Origin of the sequence: Arthrobacter sp. PvP023, assembly GCF_017832975.1 — a bacterium.
In the GTDB taxonomy this organism is placed as follows: domain Bacteria; phylum Actinomycetota; class Actinomycetes; order Actinomycetales; family Micrococcaceae; genus Arthrobacter.
On record NZ_JAFIBI010000001.1, the window covers coordinates 994,198 to 1,010,502 of the forward strand.

Consider the following 16,305-nt stretch of genomic DNA (forward strand, 5'->3'; position numbering starts at 1 on the left):
CAGCCCTTAGAGCCAGCGCCGCCCCCAGCGGCCCAGCACATGCCAGGAGAACAAACTGTGACCGTATCCGAAACCACCCTGGTGCACGACGACGTGCTGAACCTGGACAGCCTGCTCAGCCCGGCTGAGCTGCAACTGCGCAGCACTGTCCGGGAGTTTGTGAACGAACGCATCCGCCCCAATATCGCCGGCTGGTACGAGGACGCGCACTTCCCCCTGGAACTCGTCCCCGAACTCGGGAACCTCGGGGTCCTTGGGATGCATCTGGAGGGCTACGGCTGCCCGGGCCGCAGCGCAGTCGAATACGGTCTCGCCGCAATGGAACTGGAAGCAGGGGATTCCGGACTCCGGACCTTCGTTAGCGTCCAGGGCTCCCTTGCTATGAGTGCCATCCACAAGTGGGGGTCCGAGGAGCAGAAGAAAGAGCACCTCCCGGCGATGGCTCGGGGAGAAAGGATCGGTTGCTTCGGGCTTACCGAACCTACCGCCGGCTCCGACCCGTCCAGCATGGCTACCTTCGCGGTTCCCGACGGAAGAGGCGGCTGGGTCATCAACGGTGCCAAACGCTGGATTGGGCTTGCCTCGGTGGCCCAGATCGCGGTCATCTGGGCCAATACCAGTGAGGGTGTCCGCGGCTTCATCGTGCCCACGGACACACCCGGTTTCACCGCGACACCCATCGGCTCGAAGCTGTCGATGCGTGCCTCCATCCAGTGCGACATCACCCTGGACGACGTCCGGCTCCCGGGCGCGGCGCTGCTTCCGCGCGCCCGGGGGCTGAGCGGCCCGTTCTCCTGCCTCAACGAAGCCCGCTACGGCATCATCTGGGGTGCCATGGGTGCGGCAAGGGACTCGTATGAAACCGCCCTCGCGTACTCGCAGGAGCGACTGCAGTTCGGCAAGCCCCTCTCCGGGTACCAGCTCACCCAGGAGAAGCTCGTCAATATGCTGCTGGAAATCCAGAAGGGCACGCTTCTTGCCTTACACACCGGGCGGCTCAAGGACGCCGGCGCCTTGGAGCCGGTCCAGATCTCAGTCGGCAAGCTGAACAATGTCCGCGAGGCCATCGCCATCTGCCGGGAGGCCCGCACTCTCCTCGGCGGCAACGGCATCACGCTGGACTACTCGCCGCTTCGGCATGCCAACAACCTCGAATCCGTGCGCACCTATGAAGGCACGGACGAAGTCCATACGCTGATCCTGGGCCAACGCATCACGGGCATCTCTGCGTTCCGTCAAGGGTGACGGCCGCGGCTGCTCTCACCGCGGTACACATGGACCGCACGCGCAGTGTCGGTGTGACGGGTTATCACCAGGGGGCTGGTTGGGGGCGTTCCGTCTGTTCTGGCGGCTAGTGCGGCACCAGTTCATCGCCGGGGCTCCTGGGCCGGTGGCGGTCGCGCGAACTTGAGAAGAGTGCGGTGATGCCCCTGATGAGTCCGACCATGAGGGTCTTCACTGCGAGAAGAACAATTCCAATGGCTCCCGTCACCAGCAAGAGCAGGAGAAACAGGATCAGGATTGGCAGCAGTAGGACAACTATTCCCGCTATTGCTGCCATGTACATGAGTGCGTACCCGGCAAGCGTGGTCGGATCCACTGGACTTCCTGTCAACAGCCGGACTATTTGCTCCGGATGCTTGCTGCCCGTTCCCGTTGCAGCCTGGGGTGATGCGGTCTGGACGATATACGACGTCGACCGCTTTGGGGGAAGGGGGGCGTCCGGGCAAGGAAGGGTGCCGCCCGCGTCAGGGTGGCACCCTTCCTCTCGGCGGCGGACTATTCCTTGAAGGCGTCCTTGACCTTCTCGCCGGCCTGCTTCAGATCGGCTTTCGCCTGGTCAGCCTGGCCTTCGGCTTTCAGGCCCGGATCGTTCCTGGCCTCGCCTGCCGCTTCCTTGCCTTTGCCGCCAAGCTTCTCGGCAGCATTGTCAATCTTGTCTCCCAGACCCATGGTGTTACTCCCTCCGGTTTGGTCGCCGCCGGCGATCCGCCAGCGGCCTACAAGTTCATCGTAAACCCGATCAAGCCCAAATAGTAAGCATGCTGACTGGATTGCCGTGCACGTGCCGATGCAGCCTGGTTGCAACCTTCGAAGTCCTAGCATGGGGGCACGCTTTCAACCACGGCGCAGCGAAAGGTTAACCGAATGACGAGAATGTTGATTATCGGACCGCCCGGCTCCGGCAAGGGAACGCAGGCGGAGCGCATTTCGGAGCGCCTGGGCGTTGCTGCGATCTCAACGGGGGACATCTTCCGCGCCCATGTGAAGGGCGGGACGCCGCTTGGCATCGAAGCCCGGAAGTACATGGACGCCGGCGATTTCGTTCCGGACAGCGTCACCAACGAGATGGTGCGCAGCCGTCTCAGCCAGGACGATGTCGAAACCGGCTTCCTCCTGGACGGCTACCCCCGCACTGCCGCCCAGGTTGACTACCTCGACGGGGTTTTGGCTGCGCGGGAGCTGACGCTCGACGTCGTCCTGCAGTTGACCGCCGACGATGAGGAACTGGTCAAGCGTCTCCTGGGCCGTGCCGAGGACACCGGCCGGAGCGACGACAGCGAACCCGTCATCCGCCACCGGCTGGACCTGTATCACCGGCAGACCGAGCCCGTGGTGGCTGCGTATGGGCGGCGTGCCATTCTGGCCCGGGTCGACGGCATCGGCGGCATCGAGGAAGTCACCGCCAGGGTAATGGGCGCCATCGGGAACCCAAGCAGGGTCTCGGCAGCAAACGACCGGTGATCCGGACAGGGAACCTTTCATAGCCGAGCACCCTGCCTTGTAGGGAAAGCGGCACCAAACGTAAGCGGTCGACGGCGGGACTTCCCGCCGTCGACCGCTTGCGTTGCGCCTTGGGGCAGGCGGCTCGCCGCTCCTGCAGAATCACGATTAACCCTTGACGGTGTGATCTACGTCGCGTAGATTGTTCAACAGTTCGGATTGTTCAACGATCCAACGATCGCTCGCAGTTTCGACTTCCGCAGCCCGCCGCGGTGGTCACGCACCCGCCCTTTGCACCGCTTGCAACTCCGCGAGCCGGACAACATGGCGCCCCAGCACCATCCGCCCGCATTCGGATGACATCCACACTTTTCATGGAGGATACACATGGCCACTCCATCAGTAATGGCCCCCGGTGACCCTAAGCCCGTTATAGGGCGCAAGAGCATGTACAAGGCATTCGCGGCCAGCCTGACCGGAACCGCGCTGGAGTTCTACGACTTCGCCGTCTACTCCGCCGCTGCCGCGATCGTTTTTCCGCTGATCTTCTTCCCGGCCTCGGACCCTGTCACGGGCACCCTGCTGGCGTTCTCCACCTACGCCGTGGGCTACATTTCCCGGCCGGTCGGCGGCATCATCTTCGGACGGCTCGGGGACGAGATCGGCCGCAAGAAGATCCTGGTCATCACGCTGATGCTCATCGGCGTGGCCACGTTCCTCATCGGCCTGCTGCCCACGTACGACAACATCGGCGTCATCGCCCCGGCCATCCTGGTCTTCCTCCGCTTCGCCCAGGGCGTGGGCGTCGGCGGCGAATGGGGCGGGGCAGTGCTGCTCTCCAGCGAATTCGGTGACCCCAACCGCCGTGGATTCTGGGCATCCGCCGCACAGATCGGCCCGCCCGCCGGCAACCTGATGGCCAACGGCGCGCTCGCCGTCCTGACCCTGACCCTGTCGGAGCAGGCCTTCCTCGACTACGGCTGGAGGATCGCATTCCTCATCTCGGCGCTGCTGGTGGCCTTCGGGCTCTGGATCCGGCTCAAACTTGAGGACACCCCCATCTTCAAGGCCATGGAAGCCAGGGGAGACAAGCCCAAGGCCCCGATCCGGGAAGTCCTGACCACCCAGCGCAGGCCCCTCATCGCAGCCATGCTCAGCCGGATCGGCCCGGACGTCACCTACGCCTTGTGCACGGTCTTCACGCTCACCTACGGCATCCAGGAGCTCGGCTTCGACCGCGGCCAGGTGCTGGTGGCTGTGCTCATCGGTTCAGCCCTCCAGCTCTTCACGATGCCGCTTGCCGGCGCCATCTCGGACCGCATCAACCGCCGGCTGGTCTACGCTATTGCCGCAGTGGCCGCCGCGGTGTGGGCGTACCTGTTCTTCATCGTCCTCGAGGGGCGGTCCCCGGTCATGCTGATCGTGGGAACGGTCCTGGGCCTGCTGTGCCACTCCTTTATGTACGGGCCCCAGGCGGCCTTCGTGGTTGAACAGTTCTCACCGCGGCTCCGCTCCACCGGCAGTTCGCTGGCCTACACCTTCGCCGGCATCATCGGCGGCGCCATTGCACCGTTCATGTTCACTCTGCTGCTGAGCACTTTCCACAGTTGGGTCCCGGTTGCCATGTACCTCAGCGTCGCGTGCCTGTTGACCCTGGTGGGCCTGGCACTGGGGCGGGACTCCAACGTTGCCGAAGACGAGGAGTACCTGCAGTCCACGGTGGAACCCGCTGAGGCCGTGGCCCGATGAATCAGGCCACCGCCCTCATGGCGCCCTCCGATGCACGGCTGAAATTCCGCAACGGCCTGGTCACCCCCACCTCCGGATGGAGCGACGGCTATACCCAGGCGAACCTGATTGCAGTGGCGGCCGGCTACGCCGATGAATTCATTGAATTCTGCCGCCTCAATCCCAAGGCCTGCCCCGTCGTCGACATCATCCCGGCGGGACGTTACGAAAGCGTCCTCGCCGCGGGATCGGACATCCGCAGCGACATCCCCGCCTACCGCGTATGGGTGGATGGCGAACTTGCCGACGAAGTCTCCGATGTCACATCGGTCTGGCGTGAGGACATGGTGGGCGTCCTCATCGGCTGCAGCTTCACCTTTGAAGCTGCGCTGGCCAGCGAGGGCATCCCGTTGCGGCACACCGAAACCGGCCGCAACGTGCCCATGTACCGCACGAACATCGAGTGCACCCCTGCCGGACGCATCCACGGTCCGATGGTGGTCTCCATGCGTCCCATGCTGCCGGGGCTGGTGGACACGGCCATCCGGGTCACGGCCGAAGTGCCGAAGGTCCACGGCAGCCCGGTCCACGTCGGGTCACCCGGAGACCTCGGCATCGCGGACATCAACCGCCCCGACTTCGGAGACGCGGTGGAGATCCGGCCAGGGGAAGTGCCGGTCTTCTGGGCCTGCGGGGTGACCCCGCAAAGCGCCGTGATGGCATCCAGGCCCTCGTTTGCCATCAGCCACGCCCCCGGGCACATGTTCATCACGGATGTTCCCGAGAGCAACTACCGGGAACCGGCAGGAGTGTCATTGTGAAGAAGAGACTTCCCGTTGCCGAGGCGCGGGCCCGCAGGATCATCAACCCGACCGCACCACGGCGCCAGGCCACCGGGACGCACTGCGAACTGACCGGCGTCTGGCAGAGTCCAACAGGAACGAGCATCTCACTGTTCGAGGGCCAGCTCCTGCCGAGCGATTCCGGCCGGCCCTGCATCTGGACCTACACAGGCGTCTCGGCCAGCAAAGCCGGATCCGGCGACGCCCGCCGCGCAGCTCCGGAGCACTACAGGCTGTAAAGACACCAAACCGCAAGCGGACGACGACGGGACCTCCCGCCGTCGTCCGCTTCCGTTTGCGATTGGGGGCGGGTCCGCTACGGCAGCCGGGACGCCCGCAGCAGCGTGGGCGTGCCGGCACTTTCGGTGTCGAGGGGAACGGGGCTGACCAGCACTGCCGGGCCGCGGTGCAGGATGCCGCCTGAAACCACCTGGCAGCGCACGCCGCCCCGCCCGCGCATGGCCTTGTGCGCGCCGGGTGCGAGCATCTGGTCCATCCAAGCGCAGGGGTGGGCGGGCCGCCCGGCCTTCAGCCGAACCACATCCCCGCGCGATTCCAGCGCAAACTCCCCGCCCAGCAGCGGAGCCAGATGGGCGCCCCTGAGGGCGACGTTGCGCCGCGTCAGCAGCGGGTCAAACGGTGCCGCCCCCAGCTCCGCGGCGATGGACTCGAGTGCCTCAACGGCAAAAAGCGTGACGGCAGCATCCATGTGGGCGGCCTTGCCGAAGAACCTGTCACCCACGATGCCCTTGCCGGCTACCATCTCCACCTGGTCTGCGTCGGTGGTGGGCACGTCCGCCGCCCCCTCGCGTGCCCGGCCAAAGTAGGCATGCGCCGGCGACACCAGAAGATGCAGGACCTCAACGTTATACCTGTAGCTTGCCGTCATGCCTCAAAACTATCCTCCATCGGCGGGCAGCCGCAGGGTGTCAGCCGGCTGGCAAGTCCTGACAGGCCCTCCCGCGATGCCCGGGAGAAGGACGTATCCCTCCACGTCACTGGGGACACTCCCCGGCTGGTGGGCCGGATCATCGTTGACGCGACTGTCTACGGCTCACGGGCCAAATGGCCGCTGCAACTCACCATGGATTTCGTCCGTGTGGGAGGCGAGTGGCTTGCGTCGCGCTCGGTGGCCACAACCTGGTAGGTCGGGGGCGGCATAAAGAAACGGCGAATGGATGACGGCGGGATGATCCCGCCGTCATCCCTGAGTCACAGCCGCAATGATCCGGCCCGCGACGTTCCGTCGTATCCTCCGCCGGGGGCCTTGAGGCCGTAAATGGTGCCGATCGTCGGTGCGACGTCAGCTGTCCGCGCCGGCTCCGATGACACCGTTCCCGGGACCACCAGCGGGCTCCCGCCCGAGATGAAGAAGGGAATGGGCTCGGTGGCAGGATGCCCGTGGTTTCCCGGGATGGGGTTGGAAGCTACATACGGGTCGGAGAAACGCCAGCCGGCGCGGCAGTACGCCACGAGGTCGCCGGCCTCGACCCCCAGACGAAGGTCCGCCGGCTTGTGGACGGACAGCACGCCCTCATGGGCACTGACCAGCTGTTCGACGGCAGCCATGCCCGCGGTCCGGTCGGTTTCGGAGCCGGTCCAGTAGAGCAGGTCCGCCCCGCCGTTCTGGGCGATTTTGACGTTGGATTGCAGCTCCGGGCGGCCCTGCAGGATCAGGTCGACTGAAACCACGTTCGTGGGGATGGACCAGTCCATGGAGTGGTCGGCGAGCACCATCACCACGCTGGATTCCCACCTGCCCGTGCCTTTGAGGTGGTCGATGAAACGCCCCACCTGCACGTCAGTGTCCGCGAGGGCGGCTTCCCGTGCAGCGCGCAGCGTGGTGCCGGAAAGGTCGGAGTGGCCCACGCGGTCAATGTCGCCGAGGTTCGTGAACACGAAGTCCGGGTCCGGCCCGCCCACCATCGCGAGCAGCGCGTCCATCGTGGCGGCATCGGGCGCGTGACCGGTGACCGGCAGCAGCGGCTGCGGTTCCCAGCGGTAGCTGGCGCGGGTGCCGACGATGCCGTAAAGGTACTTCTTGCTGAGCACCGAGCCGGTGGTGAGCCCGCGCTCCTGCAAGCGGTCCAGGAGGGTCGCGAAGTGCAGGTCCGTGGACCGGTCGAGGTCGCGGACCACACCCTCGGCCCTGTCGTAGATTGCGTTGGCCGGAACGCCTGAACGATCCGGCCGGACCCCGGTCATCATCATCACGTGGTTGGGAATGGTCTCCATGACAGGCAGGGACCGGGCCGCCGGGAAATTCGTTCCGGCCGCGCGCAGGCCAGCCAGCCTGGGAGTCAGCGCGGGGGTGATCTCGTCCGGGCGGCAGCCGTCCACCACGAGCACGTAGCACCGGGTCCGTCCCGCAGCCGGTGCGGCCCACGCCGTTCCTGGCGCGGCGGAAAGGACGACGGCGGCACCGCCGGCAGCGGCGAGCTGCAGGAACTGCCGGCGTCCCGGCGTCGGGCGTGGGGGTGTTGAACGGCTCACGGGAGTCCTCCCTGGGTTGGCGTGACTTTGCCGGTGTTGGCTTGAACGTTGAACGATGTGGACAGTGCGGATCCTGAGCTGGCCGAGGTGCGTTCGGCCAGGACGTACCAGTCCATCCGGACTCCTGCAGGCGTTACGTCCAGGACTGAATAGCCGTGCGAGTCGAAATCGAGGTATTTCACGTGCGGGTTGGCCGCCTTGATGGCGTTCTCGACGGCGACGGATCCGGTCCGGGGCGGGACGTTGAGGATGTCATCGAGGTTGTCGCTCGTGACGGACGTGCAGACCAGTTCCGCGGCCACGGAATCGCCGGTGGCCGGGTAGCTGGCCGGATCCGCGGGGATGTCGCAGGCCCAGCCGGAGTGGATATCGCCGGTGAGGAACACAGTGTCCTTGACGGCGTTATCCCGCAGGTGGCGGACCACGCGGTTGCGGTCCGCCTCGTAGCCGTCCCACTGGTCCACGTTGTAGGGCGCGCCGCTGATGCTCGTCCCGCCCATCAGCTTTTGCACACCGGCCAATTCGGCCGTACTCAGGGTGGAAGGAACCCGGACGGGTGCGATCATGACCGGGTTGCCCACGAGCTTCCACTGCGGGCCGGCGGATTTCAGGTTGCCAAGAAGCCAGTCCATCTGGGCGGCGCCGGTGATGGTGCGGGCGGGGTCGCTGACCGCAGCGTCTGTTCCGTTGGCGGCCTGCCGGTCCCGGTAGCTACGCAGGTCCAGCATGGACAGGCTGGCCAACGAACCGAAGTCGAGCCGCCGGTAAATCTGTCCGCCCGGTTCGTAGCGCACGGGCATCCATTCGGCGTAGGCCTGGTGCGCGGCCGAAAACCGCGCGCTCCAGGCCCCTTCGGCGCCTTCAGTGTGGTTCTCCGCGCCGCCCTTCCAGGCGTCGTTGGCCGATTCGTGGTCGTCCCAGGTGACGATAAAAGGTGCGGCAGCGTGCAAGGCCTGCAGGTCGGTGTCGGTCTTGTACTGCGCGTGGCGGCGACGGTAGTGGGCCAGCTGGGTCATCTCGTGGGCAGGCTCGTGGGGGCGGACCACCACGTCGCGCGCCTGGTATTCGCCCGGCCCATACTCGTAGAGGTAGTCGCCGAGGTGGAGTACGGCGTCGAGATCCCCGCGGCCGGCAAGGTGGCGGTAGGAGGAGAAATAGCCCGCCTGCCAGTTGGCGCAGGACACGACGCCGAACTTCAGCCGGTCCACTGGAGCGCCGGCAGCCGGCGCCGTGCGGGTGCGTCCCGCCGGGGACACCGCCGAGCCAAGGGTGAAGCGGTACCAGTAGCTCGTGCCGGGGGCGAGCCGGCCCGCGATGACCTTGACCGTATGGTCGCGGGACGCGCCTGTATTGGCCGTACCCCGGGCCACGATCTTCTTGAAGCCGGCGTCGGCCGCGACCTCCCAGCCCACGGACACGTCCGGGCCCAACCCGCTTCCGGGTAGCGCATCGGGCGACGGCGTGACCCGGGTCCAGAGCAGCACGCTGTCAGGCATCGGGTCACCGGAGGCAACACCGTGACCGAAGGCTCCCGCGCCTGCTGCGTTGGCAGGGACGCCAGCGGTGCCGGTCAGCGCGGTGCCTGCGGCTCCTGCCGCAGCCACCACCACAGCAGAACGCAGTACTTGACGACGAGTAAAGTTGTTCATGGTTCCAGTATTCCTACCCGCGAGTAGCGGATTGGGCTTTCCCGGCCCCGGTTTCCCAGCTGTTTGCCCACTGTTTGTCCGTTGGCCAAAGACGCGATCCGGCCGTAAGTGATGGAATCCGCTTCACCCCAGCAGGTCGTCCTCGTAGCACCAGCGCCAGTCTTCACCCGGCTCGATGCTTCGCATCACCGGGTGGCCGGTGGCCTCGAAGTGCCTGGACGCATGCGTTCCGGGGGAGGAGTCGCAGCACCCCACGTTTCCGCAGGCCAGGCACATCCTGAGGTGCACCGTCGTCGTCCCTTCCCGGCGGCAGTCCGCGCAGAAAGGCCCGCGCGGGACCTCCGGGTCCGGCGCGGACTCCAGATGGCCGCACACCCCGCCCGGCCTCGCGATGCCCTCCCCTCCGCCCTCGCCGGGAGCGTCCAGCTCATCCAATGAAAGGTCGAGCATCGATTCCTCAACGTCCAGGCGGTCCAGGACCTCGCTGAGTACTTCGTGCGCGTACTCGCCGCCGCGCCGCAGCTCCAGTACCTTGGCCCGTTCCGCTTCCAGCATGGCCAGCCGCAGCTGGGCGTAGCGCTGGCTCGGTGTCGCGGCCTCCGACGTCGGCCGGCCGAGCCGCTCCCAGGCCGCCAGTCCGCGTTCCTGGGTCCGCCGTTTCAGCATGGCCACTACCTCCGGCGGGTCATCGTCGCTGCGCAGTTCCTGCAGCCGTTGCACGCCGGCGGCGGTGGCCAGCTGCATCAGGGAGGCCTGGTTCAAGGCGTCCTCCCGCTGGTCCGGACCCTGCACCCGGAGCAGCCGAACCAGCGCAGGCAGGGTGAACCCCTGTAGCGTGAGGGTCCCGCCCACCACCACCATCGCGGCCAGGATCAGCACCGGTCGGTGTTCCAGTTCCGCGGGCAGCACCAGCACCGCGGCCAGCGTTACCACCCCGCGCATCCCCGCCCAGGACACGATCGCGGCGAACTGCCACGGCGGCGCCGGATCGTTTCGCCGCACGGCCGGGATCAGCCGGGGCAGGTAGGTGGCGGGGAAGACCCACACCGGCCGCAACAGCAGGACCGCCAGCAGGATCACGGCGCAGCCGGCCCAGATCCGGCCGGCGCCCAGCGAATCATCCTGGACGCCCTCGATGATGGTCCGGACCTGCAGCCCGATCAGCAGGAACACGGAGTTTTCCAGCAGGAACTGCACCGTGTTCCAGTTGCTGCGCTGGCTCAGCCGGGCGGCGCCGTTGGGCATGGACGGCGCCTTGGTGCCCATCACGAGCCCGGTGACGACGACGGCGAGCACCCCGGAAGCGTGGATCGCCTCGGCCGGGAGGTAGGCGACGAACGGGGCTATCAACGACGTCGAGGTGTTGATCGGGACGTTCCGGATCCGCTTGCGGAGCTCGGTCAGCACGTAAGCGGCGGCGAGGCCCACTACCAGCCCGCCGCCGGCCGCGAGCAGGAAACCGCCCGCGATCCCGGCCGCGGACACGGACCCGGCAATCGCCGCGATGGCGGCGCGGAGGCAGACCAGCGCGGTGGCATCGTTGACCAGGGATTCGCCTTCGAGGATGGTGACAATCCGGCGCGGCATCCCCACTTTCCGGGCGATGGCGGTCGCGGCCACGGCGTCAGGCGGGGCGACGACGGCGCCGAGGGCGATCGCGGCGGCCAGCGGGATCTCCGGGAACAGCCACCAGACCACAAAGCCCACGCTGAGGGTTCCGAAAATGACGTAGCCCACCGAAAGCAATCCGATGGCGCGCCGGTTGGAACCGAAGTCGAACAGCGAGGTCCGCAACGCGGCCGCGTACAGCAGCGGCGGCAACAGCCCGACGAGGACAAGTTCCGGATTCAGTTCAATGCGCGGGACGAAGGGGAGGAAAGAACCCGCGACGCCGGCCAGCACCAGCAGCAGGGGTACGGACACGTTGAGTTTCCGGCCCAGTGCGCTGCCGGCGCAAACAACGGCCACGAGAACCAGCAGTCCCAGGGCGATCTCCATGGGCTCATTCTCTCAGGGGCCCGGCTGTGCCGGGCCGGGGTGATAATGAAGACCCCGGACCGGAAGGCGCCTTCATGGAAATGGCCAAAGCCACTGAGGCTGACAAAGAGCAGTTCAGGGCACTGATGGCAGGGCTGCCGGGTATCGAGATCAAGCCGATGTTCGGAAACCTCGGCGCCTTCGTCAACGGAAACATGTTCGCGGGGCTTTACGGCTCCACCCTGGGACTGAAGCTCGCGGATGCTGACCGCGACGAGCTGATGACGAGCCGGGAAACCCTGCCATTCATCTCGGCCGAACGGCCCATGGGCGGCTATGCGGGGCTGCCGGTCGAGGGCCCGCCGGAAGAGATCGAGCCGTGGCTGGCCCGGGCGCTGGTGCACGTCGCCGCACTGCCGCCGAAGGCGCCCAAGAGTTCCAAGCCAAAAAAGTGATTAAGGACGACGGCGGAGCGTCCCGTGAGTCCGCGTCACCTCAGGAAGCGCTGTCCCGGAGACGCTGAACGAGGGCGTCAAGGATGGGAAGCTGGCCTTTCACGAGCTTGGTGCGCGCCTCCGGCTCATTGAACCAGCGGGCGTCGTCGATCTCGGGATAATGCCTGATGACGCCGGAGCCCCTAGGCCATTCCAGCGGGAAAGTGTTGCTCTCAATACGTTCGGGCTGGAAGTCCCACTCGGCTGCGAACACGGTGATGACCTTGCCGGACGGCTGCCGGAAGGAACCTAGCTCGATGTAGTCAGCCGGCGGTGCCGGGGTGCCCATTTCCTCTGCGAACTCGCGCCGGGCGGCCGTCAGGGCATCCTCATCCTCAGCGTATTCACCCTTCGGGACGGACCACGCGTGTTCGTCCTTGCGGGCCCAGAAAGGTCCGCCCATATGGGCTATCCACACCTCCAGTTGAGCCGCGGGATCCCCCCGGTACAGCAAAATCCCTGCGCTTCGAATAGTCATGGTGCCTCCTGGTTCAAGGCTATACGCGGCGACGCTGAGGGGCGGCTCTCGGGTAGTGTGTGGGCATGGTGCGTGGACTTGCCGACATGGGAGCAGAAGGCGTTCTGCTGGCCGGGGCAGGGCGGGCAATTCTGCTGCAGATCGCGAACCCGGCGGTGGGTCACGGCGTCGCCGAGCACAGCAACTTTGCCGAGCGTCCGCTGGACCGTCTTCGCGCCACCCTCACCTATGTATATGCCGTTGTCTACGGCACCGAGGAGCAGGTGGCGGCGGTGCGTCGCCGCGTTAACCGTGCCCACGGCCCCGTCCGCCGCAAACCCGATGCCGGTTCCGCCGGCTACAACGCCTTCGACGCGCAGTCCCAGCTCTGGGTGGTGGCAACCCTGTACGACACCGCCGTCACTGTTTACGAAAGAATCTACGGAGCGCTGGACGACGACGCCGCAGACCTCATGTACCGGGACTACGCGAGACTCGGCACCGCCCTCCAGCTTCCCGCGGAACTGTGGCCGGCGGACCGCGAGGCGTTCGGAAGCTACTGGAAGACCTCGCTGGAGGGGTTGGAGGCCGACGACGTCACGTCTCACGTGGCGCGCAGCCTGCTCTATCCGGAGGACCCCCTGCTGTGGCAGCGCCTTGCCATGCCGCTGGCCCGCTTCATCACCGCAGGCCTCCTGCCGGACAAGCTCCGGCGGGGCTTCGGACTGCCGTGGAGTGAGCGTCACGGCCGCTGGTTCGACCGCACCATGCGGTGGTCCGCCATGGTCTATCCGCGGCTGCCGCAGCGGGTCCGCCACTGGCCCAAGAACTACTGCCTGGGCCGGCTCAGCCCGGCCTAGGTTCTGAAACGCCCCGTGGTCCGGCTCAATCCGGCGGGGAAATCAACATTGCCACTCGTGGCGGGGGAACGAGGTATATCAGTGCGGAGTTTCACATCCGTAGAGCTCTTGATCGATCAGCGTGCCCACCAATTCCTGGATAAAGGGCCAGCCGGTGGCGCCCGCTCCAGGCTCACCGAGTTCGTGGTCTTCGGCCTCAAGCAGGGGTGGGCATGCATCTTTGGTGCCGCGCTCCTCGCCGTGCTCCTGGCGGCACGCCTGTGGTATCCGGACAATGCCGCTTTGGCCAGGAACGACTTCCTGACCCTCGCCGCCGTCGTCATCCAGATCCTCATGGTGGCCACACGGCTGGAAACTGTCCGCGAGCTGAGGGTTATCGTCCTGTTCCACATCGTGGGGACCGTGATGGAGCTGTTCAAGACCGACGTCGGCTCGTGGTCCTATGAGGCCGACGGTTTCCTGCGCATCGGTGCGGTGCCGCTCTTCAGCGGCTTTATGTACGCGGCGGTCGGCTCCTATATGGTGCGCGTCTACCGGCTCTTCGACCTGCGCTTCGGCCGGTACCCGCGGCGGTGGATCACCGCGGTCATTGCCGCGGCCGTCTACGTGAACTTCTTTACCCACCACTACATCTGGGATGCCCGCTGGGTGCTGCTGGCCGCCGTCGTGATCGTCTTTGGGCGGTGCGTCATGCACTTCCGTGTCTTCCGCCGGACCTTCCGGATGCCGTTGGTCCTGGCGTTCCTGCTGGTGGCGCTGTTCATCTGGATTGCGGAGAACATCGCCACCTGGTCGGGGGCCTGGCTCTACCCCAACCAGGTGGACGGCTGGCACATGGTCTCGCCCGACAAGCTGGTTTCGTGGTTCCTGCTGATGATCATCTCAGTGGTGCTGGTGGCCTGGGTCTACAAGCCACAGCCGCCGGAGGCGCCGGAGGATGCCAGCGGTGAAATCCCTTTGCATGTCGTTCCGGATGGAGGGGTCGCACGACCCTCATCATGAGTGAAGGCTCTACAGCCCGGCATGGGAGAACACATTGCCAAAGAAGGTGGCCAGCCCGTCGGCGGTGGCCTGGGCTTCAGCCTGCGAGGACGTCCTGGTATTGGCCTCCATCGACAACGTCCCTTTGCGCGCGCCGGCCCTGACGTGCCATTCGCCTGTCCCGTCCGGCAACTGATAGGCGACGGCGTAGCTTGAGTCGGCGGCAATGGTTGTGTTCAGCTTCGAAACGGCCGACCACTCGCGCGAGCCGCCGCCCAAACCGACCTCCTGGATCGTCGTGCACTCCCGGAGTGCAGCGGCCCGGGTGTCAAAGGGGTAGGGCGGCGCCGCCGTTGTCGCCATGCTGATCACGCTGAACTCGGTGTAATCCATCTTGCTGGCGCCCTGGATCTGCCCCTGGCCGAGGACCGCGCCCGGGAGCGAGCCGTAATATGCTTCGTCGTTGTAGGTGCATGGAGGCACAGGCCCCTGCGACGAAGGGCCCGCGGAGGAGCCGGGGGCAGGGCCGATGACCGAGGCGCCGGGCAATGCCACGGGACTTCCGTCCGGCCCTGTGACGCCCTTGAACAGTGCCACGAGATCATCGGCGGTGCGGGAGTTGGGCGGCGGCGCGGCAACTGTCGGAGGCTTTGTCACGGCCTGGTCGATGAGTTCCTTCGCCAAGGCGGCCATGGAGTCGAGGGCCGGCTTCGCATCGGCCTCGGAGTTGAGCTCGGCGACAGCGAGACTCAGGGTGATGGAGAGCGTTCCTGCAAGCACCCGCAGAACCACTGAGCCGTAATCCCCCGGGCCCTTCGGTTTCGTGGTCTGCATCAAGCCGTGCTGTTTCTCGCCGATCGGGGGAGCAGCCAAGAGTTGGACGGCGTACGTTGAGGTGCGGCCGGACTCCGTTGATGCCAGGTCAAACTGGCCGCAACGGGGTGCCAGATCGTCCGTGTAGCCGAAATCGGCCTTGGCGATGGCATCCTTTTGCGCGCTTCGCAGTGTGATCATGATGGTGGTGGCCGGTCCCGACTGCGCACCCATCGGCATGGCACCCTCGGCGAAGTTCACGCCCTTGTCGGCCCAGCGGCTGAAGGGGTTTTGGGGGACGAGGCTGATGCACTCGCTGGGTGTCGTCTCGGTGCTGACCTCGGGGAAGGTGCCGCTGGAGGCTCCGCTTCGCTGGCGGGCGGAGTCCTGCGCGGTGGGAAACTGCACGCCCCGGTTCTGAGCTAATCCGTTGATGATCGCCACGAGTTCCTGGTCCGTAAAGACCGCTTCGGGAAACCCCGTTGTTCCCGGCCCGCTTGATGAGGACGCGGGCGGCGTCGTAGCTGTCGCGGTAGGCGACCCGTCCGACGGACTTGCGCCCGGCGTCCCGCCCCCGGATGAACATCCCGCCAGAGCCAGCAGGGCGGCCGCAGCGCACGCGATCCACCGTCCACCTCGCCCGAACCCACCGCCGGTTTCGATTCCACGAACGGACATCATCGGCCTCCCTTGCCAGAAGCCAAGGCTATGGTTGAGCGGACATACCCGCTAGGGTATTTGGGCCTCAGGCGCGGTCCGCGGGTAGTTGGTGACGGCGGTGCGCGTGTGCGGCCGCATATTCGGGTGGCGGCCACTCGTGACGGGCCGTAGGACAATCCCTAGAATCCACTCACCGGCAGGTGCCGGCAACCCGGACCGCGGAGGGCAGCAGGCAAGGGGCATGACCCGCCCAGCAGGAATCCCTGCTCCTGCCGCAGGTATGCGGTTCTCTCATTCGGAAGGAAGCTCGTCATGGGAATTCTCGGATTTCTCCTGCTCGGCTTGATCGCGGGAGCTATCGCAAAGGCCATACTTCCCGGCAGGCAGGGCGGCGGCTGGGTAGTCACGATGGTTCTGGGTGTGGTCGGCGCCATCCTTGGCGGATGGATCGGTTCGCTGGTCTTCGGCGGCGGCCTCGCTGAGTTCTTCGATCTCAGGACCTGGCTGCTGGCTATTCTGGGCGCCGTGATTGTGCTGGGCATCTACGGCGCCGTGACGCGCCGAAGCAGGGCCTGACCGCGGTACCTGGGGACGGCGTAAGGCAAGGAAGACCGGGACGGACGACGG

Annotated in this window: 17 protein-coding genes; 9 read left to right on the plus strand and 8 right to left on the minus strand. The window is 66.3% G+C overall.

Annotated elements, in window-relative coordinates; translation table 11 throughout:
* Positions 1–39: 39 nt before the first annotated feature.
* Positions 40–1,245, plus strand: coding sequence for an acyl-CoA dehydrogenase family protein (locus JOE31_RS04605; RefSeq protein ID WP_209742353.1), 1,206 nt, complete (start codon positions 40–42; stop codon positions 1,243–1,245).
* A gap of 106 nt (positions 1,246–1,351) precedes the next feature.
* Here the strand turns inward: JOE31_RS04605 and JOE31_RS04610 are convergent, their stop codons facing one another.
* Both JOE31_RS04610 and JOE31_RS04615 read right to left on the minus strand, forming a co-directional pair.
* Positions 1,352–1,600: a hypothetical protein gene (locus tag JOE31_RS04610; RefSeq protein ID WP_209742354.1), complete on the minus strand. Its 249-nt coding sequence runs from the start codon at positions 1,598–1,600 to the stop codon at positions 1,352–1,354.
* A 179-nt stretch (positions 1,601–1,779) separates the two neighbouring features.
* Entirely contained in the window at positions 1,780–1,953 is a 174-nt protein-coding gene (locus JOE31_RS04615; RefSeq protein WP_209742355.1) for a CsbD family protein, read from the minus strand.
* Between the two features lie 195 nt (positions 1,954–2,148).
* Between JOE31_RS04615 and JOE31_RS04620 the strand changes: the two genes are divergently transcribed.
* The 4 genes from JOE31_RS04620 to JOE31_RS04635 all read left to right on the plus strand — a co-directional run bounded on the left by JOE31_RS04620 (position 2,149) and on the right by JOE31_RS04635 (position 5,533).
* A complete protein-coding gene (locus JOE31_RS04620) occupies positions 2,149–2,745 on the plus strand; it encodes an adenylate kinase (protein ID WP_245198978.1) in 597 nt (198 codons plus the stop codon).
* 366 nt (positions 2,746–3,111) lie between these two features.
* Complete coding sequence (locus tag JOE31_RS04625; RefSeq protein ID WP_209742356.1) at positions 3,112–4,473, plus strand: MFS transporter; 1,362 nt, start codon at positions 3,112–3,114, stop codon at positions 4,471–4,473.
* Positions 4,470–5,273, plus strand: coding sequence for a putative hydro-lyase (locus JOE31_RS04630; protein ID WP_209742357.1), 804 nt, complete (start codon positions 4,470–4,472; stop codon positions 5,271–5,273). Before JOE31_RS04625 ends, JOE31_RS04630 begins: the two co-directional genes overlap by 4 nt.
* A complete protein-coding gene (locus JOE31_RS04635) occupies positions 5,270–5,533 on the plus strand; it encodes a hypothetical protein (protein WP_209742358.1) in 264 nt (87 codons plus the stop codon). Before JOE31_RS04630 ends, JOE31_RS04635 begins: the two co-directional genes overlap by 4 nt.
* A gap of 77 nt (positions 5,534–5,610) precedes the next feature.
* Here the strand turns inward: JOE31_RS04635 and JOE31_RS04640 are convergent, their stop codons facing one another.
* From JOE31_RS04640 to JOE31_RS04655, 4 genes are all read right to left on the minus strand, one after another.
* Positions 5,611–6,183: an MOSC domain-containing protein gene (locus JOE31_RS04640; RefSeq protein WP_209742359.1), complete on the minus strand. Its 573-nt coding sequence runs from the start codon at positions 6,181–6,183 to the stop codon at positions 5,611–5,613.
* A gap of 323 nt (positions 6,184–6,506) precedes the next feature.
* Entirely contained in the window at positions 6,507–7,787 is a 1,281-nt protein-coding gene (locus JOE31_RS04645) for an alkaline phosphatase family protein (RefSeq protein WP_209742360.1), read from the minus strand.
* Positions 7,784–9,436 (minus strand): alkaline phosphatase, encoded by a 1,653-nt coding sequence (locus tag JOE31_RS04650; protein WP_209742361.1) that lies wholly within the window; start codon positions 9,434–9,436, stop codon positions 7,784–7,786. Before JOE31_RS04650 ends, JOE31_RS04645 begins: the two co-directional genes overlap by 4 nt.
* A gap of 123 nt (positions 9,437–9,559) precedes the next feature.
* The gene (locus tag JOE31_RS04655) at positions 9,560–11,434 is read right to left on the minus strand and encodes a Na+/H+ antiporter (protein ID WP_209742362.1); all 1,875 of its coding nucleotides are present in this window, start codon (positions 11,432–11,434) and stop codon (positions 9,560–9,562) included.
* Positions 11,435–11,508: 74 nt separating this feature from the next.
* Between JOE31_RS04655 and JOE31_RS04660 the strand changes: the two genes are divergently transcribed.
* On the plus strand, positions 11,509–11,868 hold the full coding sequence (locus tag JOE31_RS04660; RefSeq protein ID WP_209742363.1) for a TfoX/Sxy family protein: 360 nt from the start codon (positions 11,509–11,511) through the stop codon (positions 11,866–11,868).
* A gap of 40 nt (positions 11,869–11,908) precedes the next feature.
* On the opposite strand, the gene JOE31_RS04665 is transcribed toward JOE31_RS04660, so the two are convergent.
* Positions 11,909–12,385 carry an NUDIX domain-containing protein gene (locus JOE31_RS04665; protein ID WP_209742364.1) on the minus strand — a complete coding sequence of 159 codons (477 nt, stop codon included), beginning with the start codon at positions 12,383–12,385 and terminating at the stop codon, positions 11,909–11,911.
* Positions 12,386–12,450: 65 nt separating this feature from the next.
* On the opposite strand from JOE31_RS04665, the gene JOE31_RS04670 reads away from it, so the two are divergent.
* Both JOE31_RS04670 and JOE31_RS04675 read left to right on the plus strand, forming a co-directional pair.
* Positions 12,451–13,224, plus strand: a complete 774-nt coding sequence (locus tag JOE31_RS04670; RefSeq protein WP_209742365.1) for an oxygenase MpaB family protein — start codon at positions 12,451–12,453, stop codon at positions 13,222–13,224.
* 81 nt (positions 13,225–13,305) lie between these two features.
* Entirely contained in the window at positions 13,306–14,226 is a 921-nt protein-coding gene (locus JOE31_RS04675; RefSeq protein WP_209742366.1) for a DUF817 domain-containing protein, read from the plus strand.
* A gap of 9 nt (positions 14,227–14,235) precedes the next feature.
* Here the strand turns inward: JOE31_RS04675 and JOE31_RS04680 are convergent, their stop codons facing one another.
* Positions 14,236–15,426: a hypothetical protein gene (locus JOE31_RS04680; RefSeq protein WP_307864366.1), complete on the minus strand. Its 1,191-nt coding sequence runs from the start codon at positions 15,424–15,426 to the stop codon at positions 14,236–14,238.
* 564 nt (positions 15,427–15,990) lie between these two features.
* Between JOE31_RS04680 and JOE31_RS04685 the strand changes: the two genes are divergently transcribed.
* Positions 15,991–16,254, plus strand: coding sequence for a GlsB/YeaQ/YmgE family stress response membrane protein (locus tag JOE31_RS04685; protein ID WP_043484223.1), 264 nt, complete (start codon positions 15,991–15,993; stop codon positions 16,252–16,254).
* The last annotated feature ends 51 nt before the right edge of the window (positions 16,255–16,305 follow it).

What these genes read in the sequence shown, in the direction of transcription:
- JOE31_RS04655 (WP_209742362.1), bottom strand. Translation starts at nt 11,434, where the DNA reads ATGGAGATCGCCCTGGGACTGCTGGTTCTCGTGGCCGTTGTTTGCGCC.
- JOE31_RS04605 (WP_209742353.1), top strand. Translation starts at nt 40, where the DNA reads ATGCCAGGAGAACAAACTGTGACCGTATCCGAAACCACCCTGGTGCAC.
- JOE31_RS04650 (WP_209742361.1), bottom strand. Translation starts at nt 9,436, where the DNA reads ATGAACAACTTTACTCGTCGTCAAGTACTGCGTTCTGCTGTGGTGGTG.
- JOE31_RS04665 (WP_209742364.1), bottom strand. Translation starts at nt 12,385, where the DNA reads ATGACTATTCGAAGCGCAGGGATTTTGCTGTACCGGGGGGATCCCGCG.
- JOE31_RS04625 (WP_209742356.1), top strand. Translation starts at nt 3,112, where the DNA reads ATGGCCACTCCATCAGTAATGGCCCCCGGTGACCCTAAGCCCGTTATA.
- JOE31_RS04640 (WP_209742359.1), bottom strand. Translation starts at nt 6,183, where the DNA reads ATGACGGCAAGCTACAGGTATAACGTTGAGGTCCTGCATCTTCTGGTG.
- JOE31_RS04630 (WP_209742357.1), top strand. Translation starts at nt 4,470, where the DNA reads ATGAATCAGGCCACCGCCCTCATGGCGCCCTCCGATGCACGGCTGAAA.
- JOE31_RS04615 (WP_209742355.1), bottom strand. Translation starts at nt 1,953, where the DNA reads ATGGGTCTGGGAGACAAGATTGACAATGCTGCCGAGAAGCTTGGCGGC.
- JOE31_RS04670 (WP_209742365.1), top strand. Translation starts at nt 12,451, where the DNA reads ATGGTGCGTGGACTTGCCGACATGGGAGCAGAAGGCGTTCTGCTGGCC.
- JOE31_RS04620 (WP_245198978.1), top strand. Translation starts at nt 2,149, where the DNA reads ATGACGAGAATGTTGATTATCGGACCGCCCGGCTCCGGCAAGGGAACG.
- JOE31_RS04685 (WP_043484223.1), top strand. Translation starts at nt 15,991, where the DNA reads ATGGGAATTCTCGGATTTCTCCTGCTCGGCTTGATCGCGGGAGCTATC.
- JOE31_RS04660 (WP_209742363.1), top strand. Translation starts at nt 11,509, where the DNA reads ATGGAAATGGCCAAAGCCACTGAGGCTGACAAAGAGCAGTTCAGGGCA.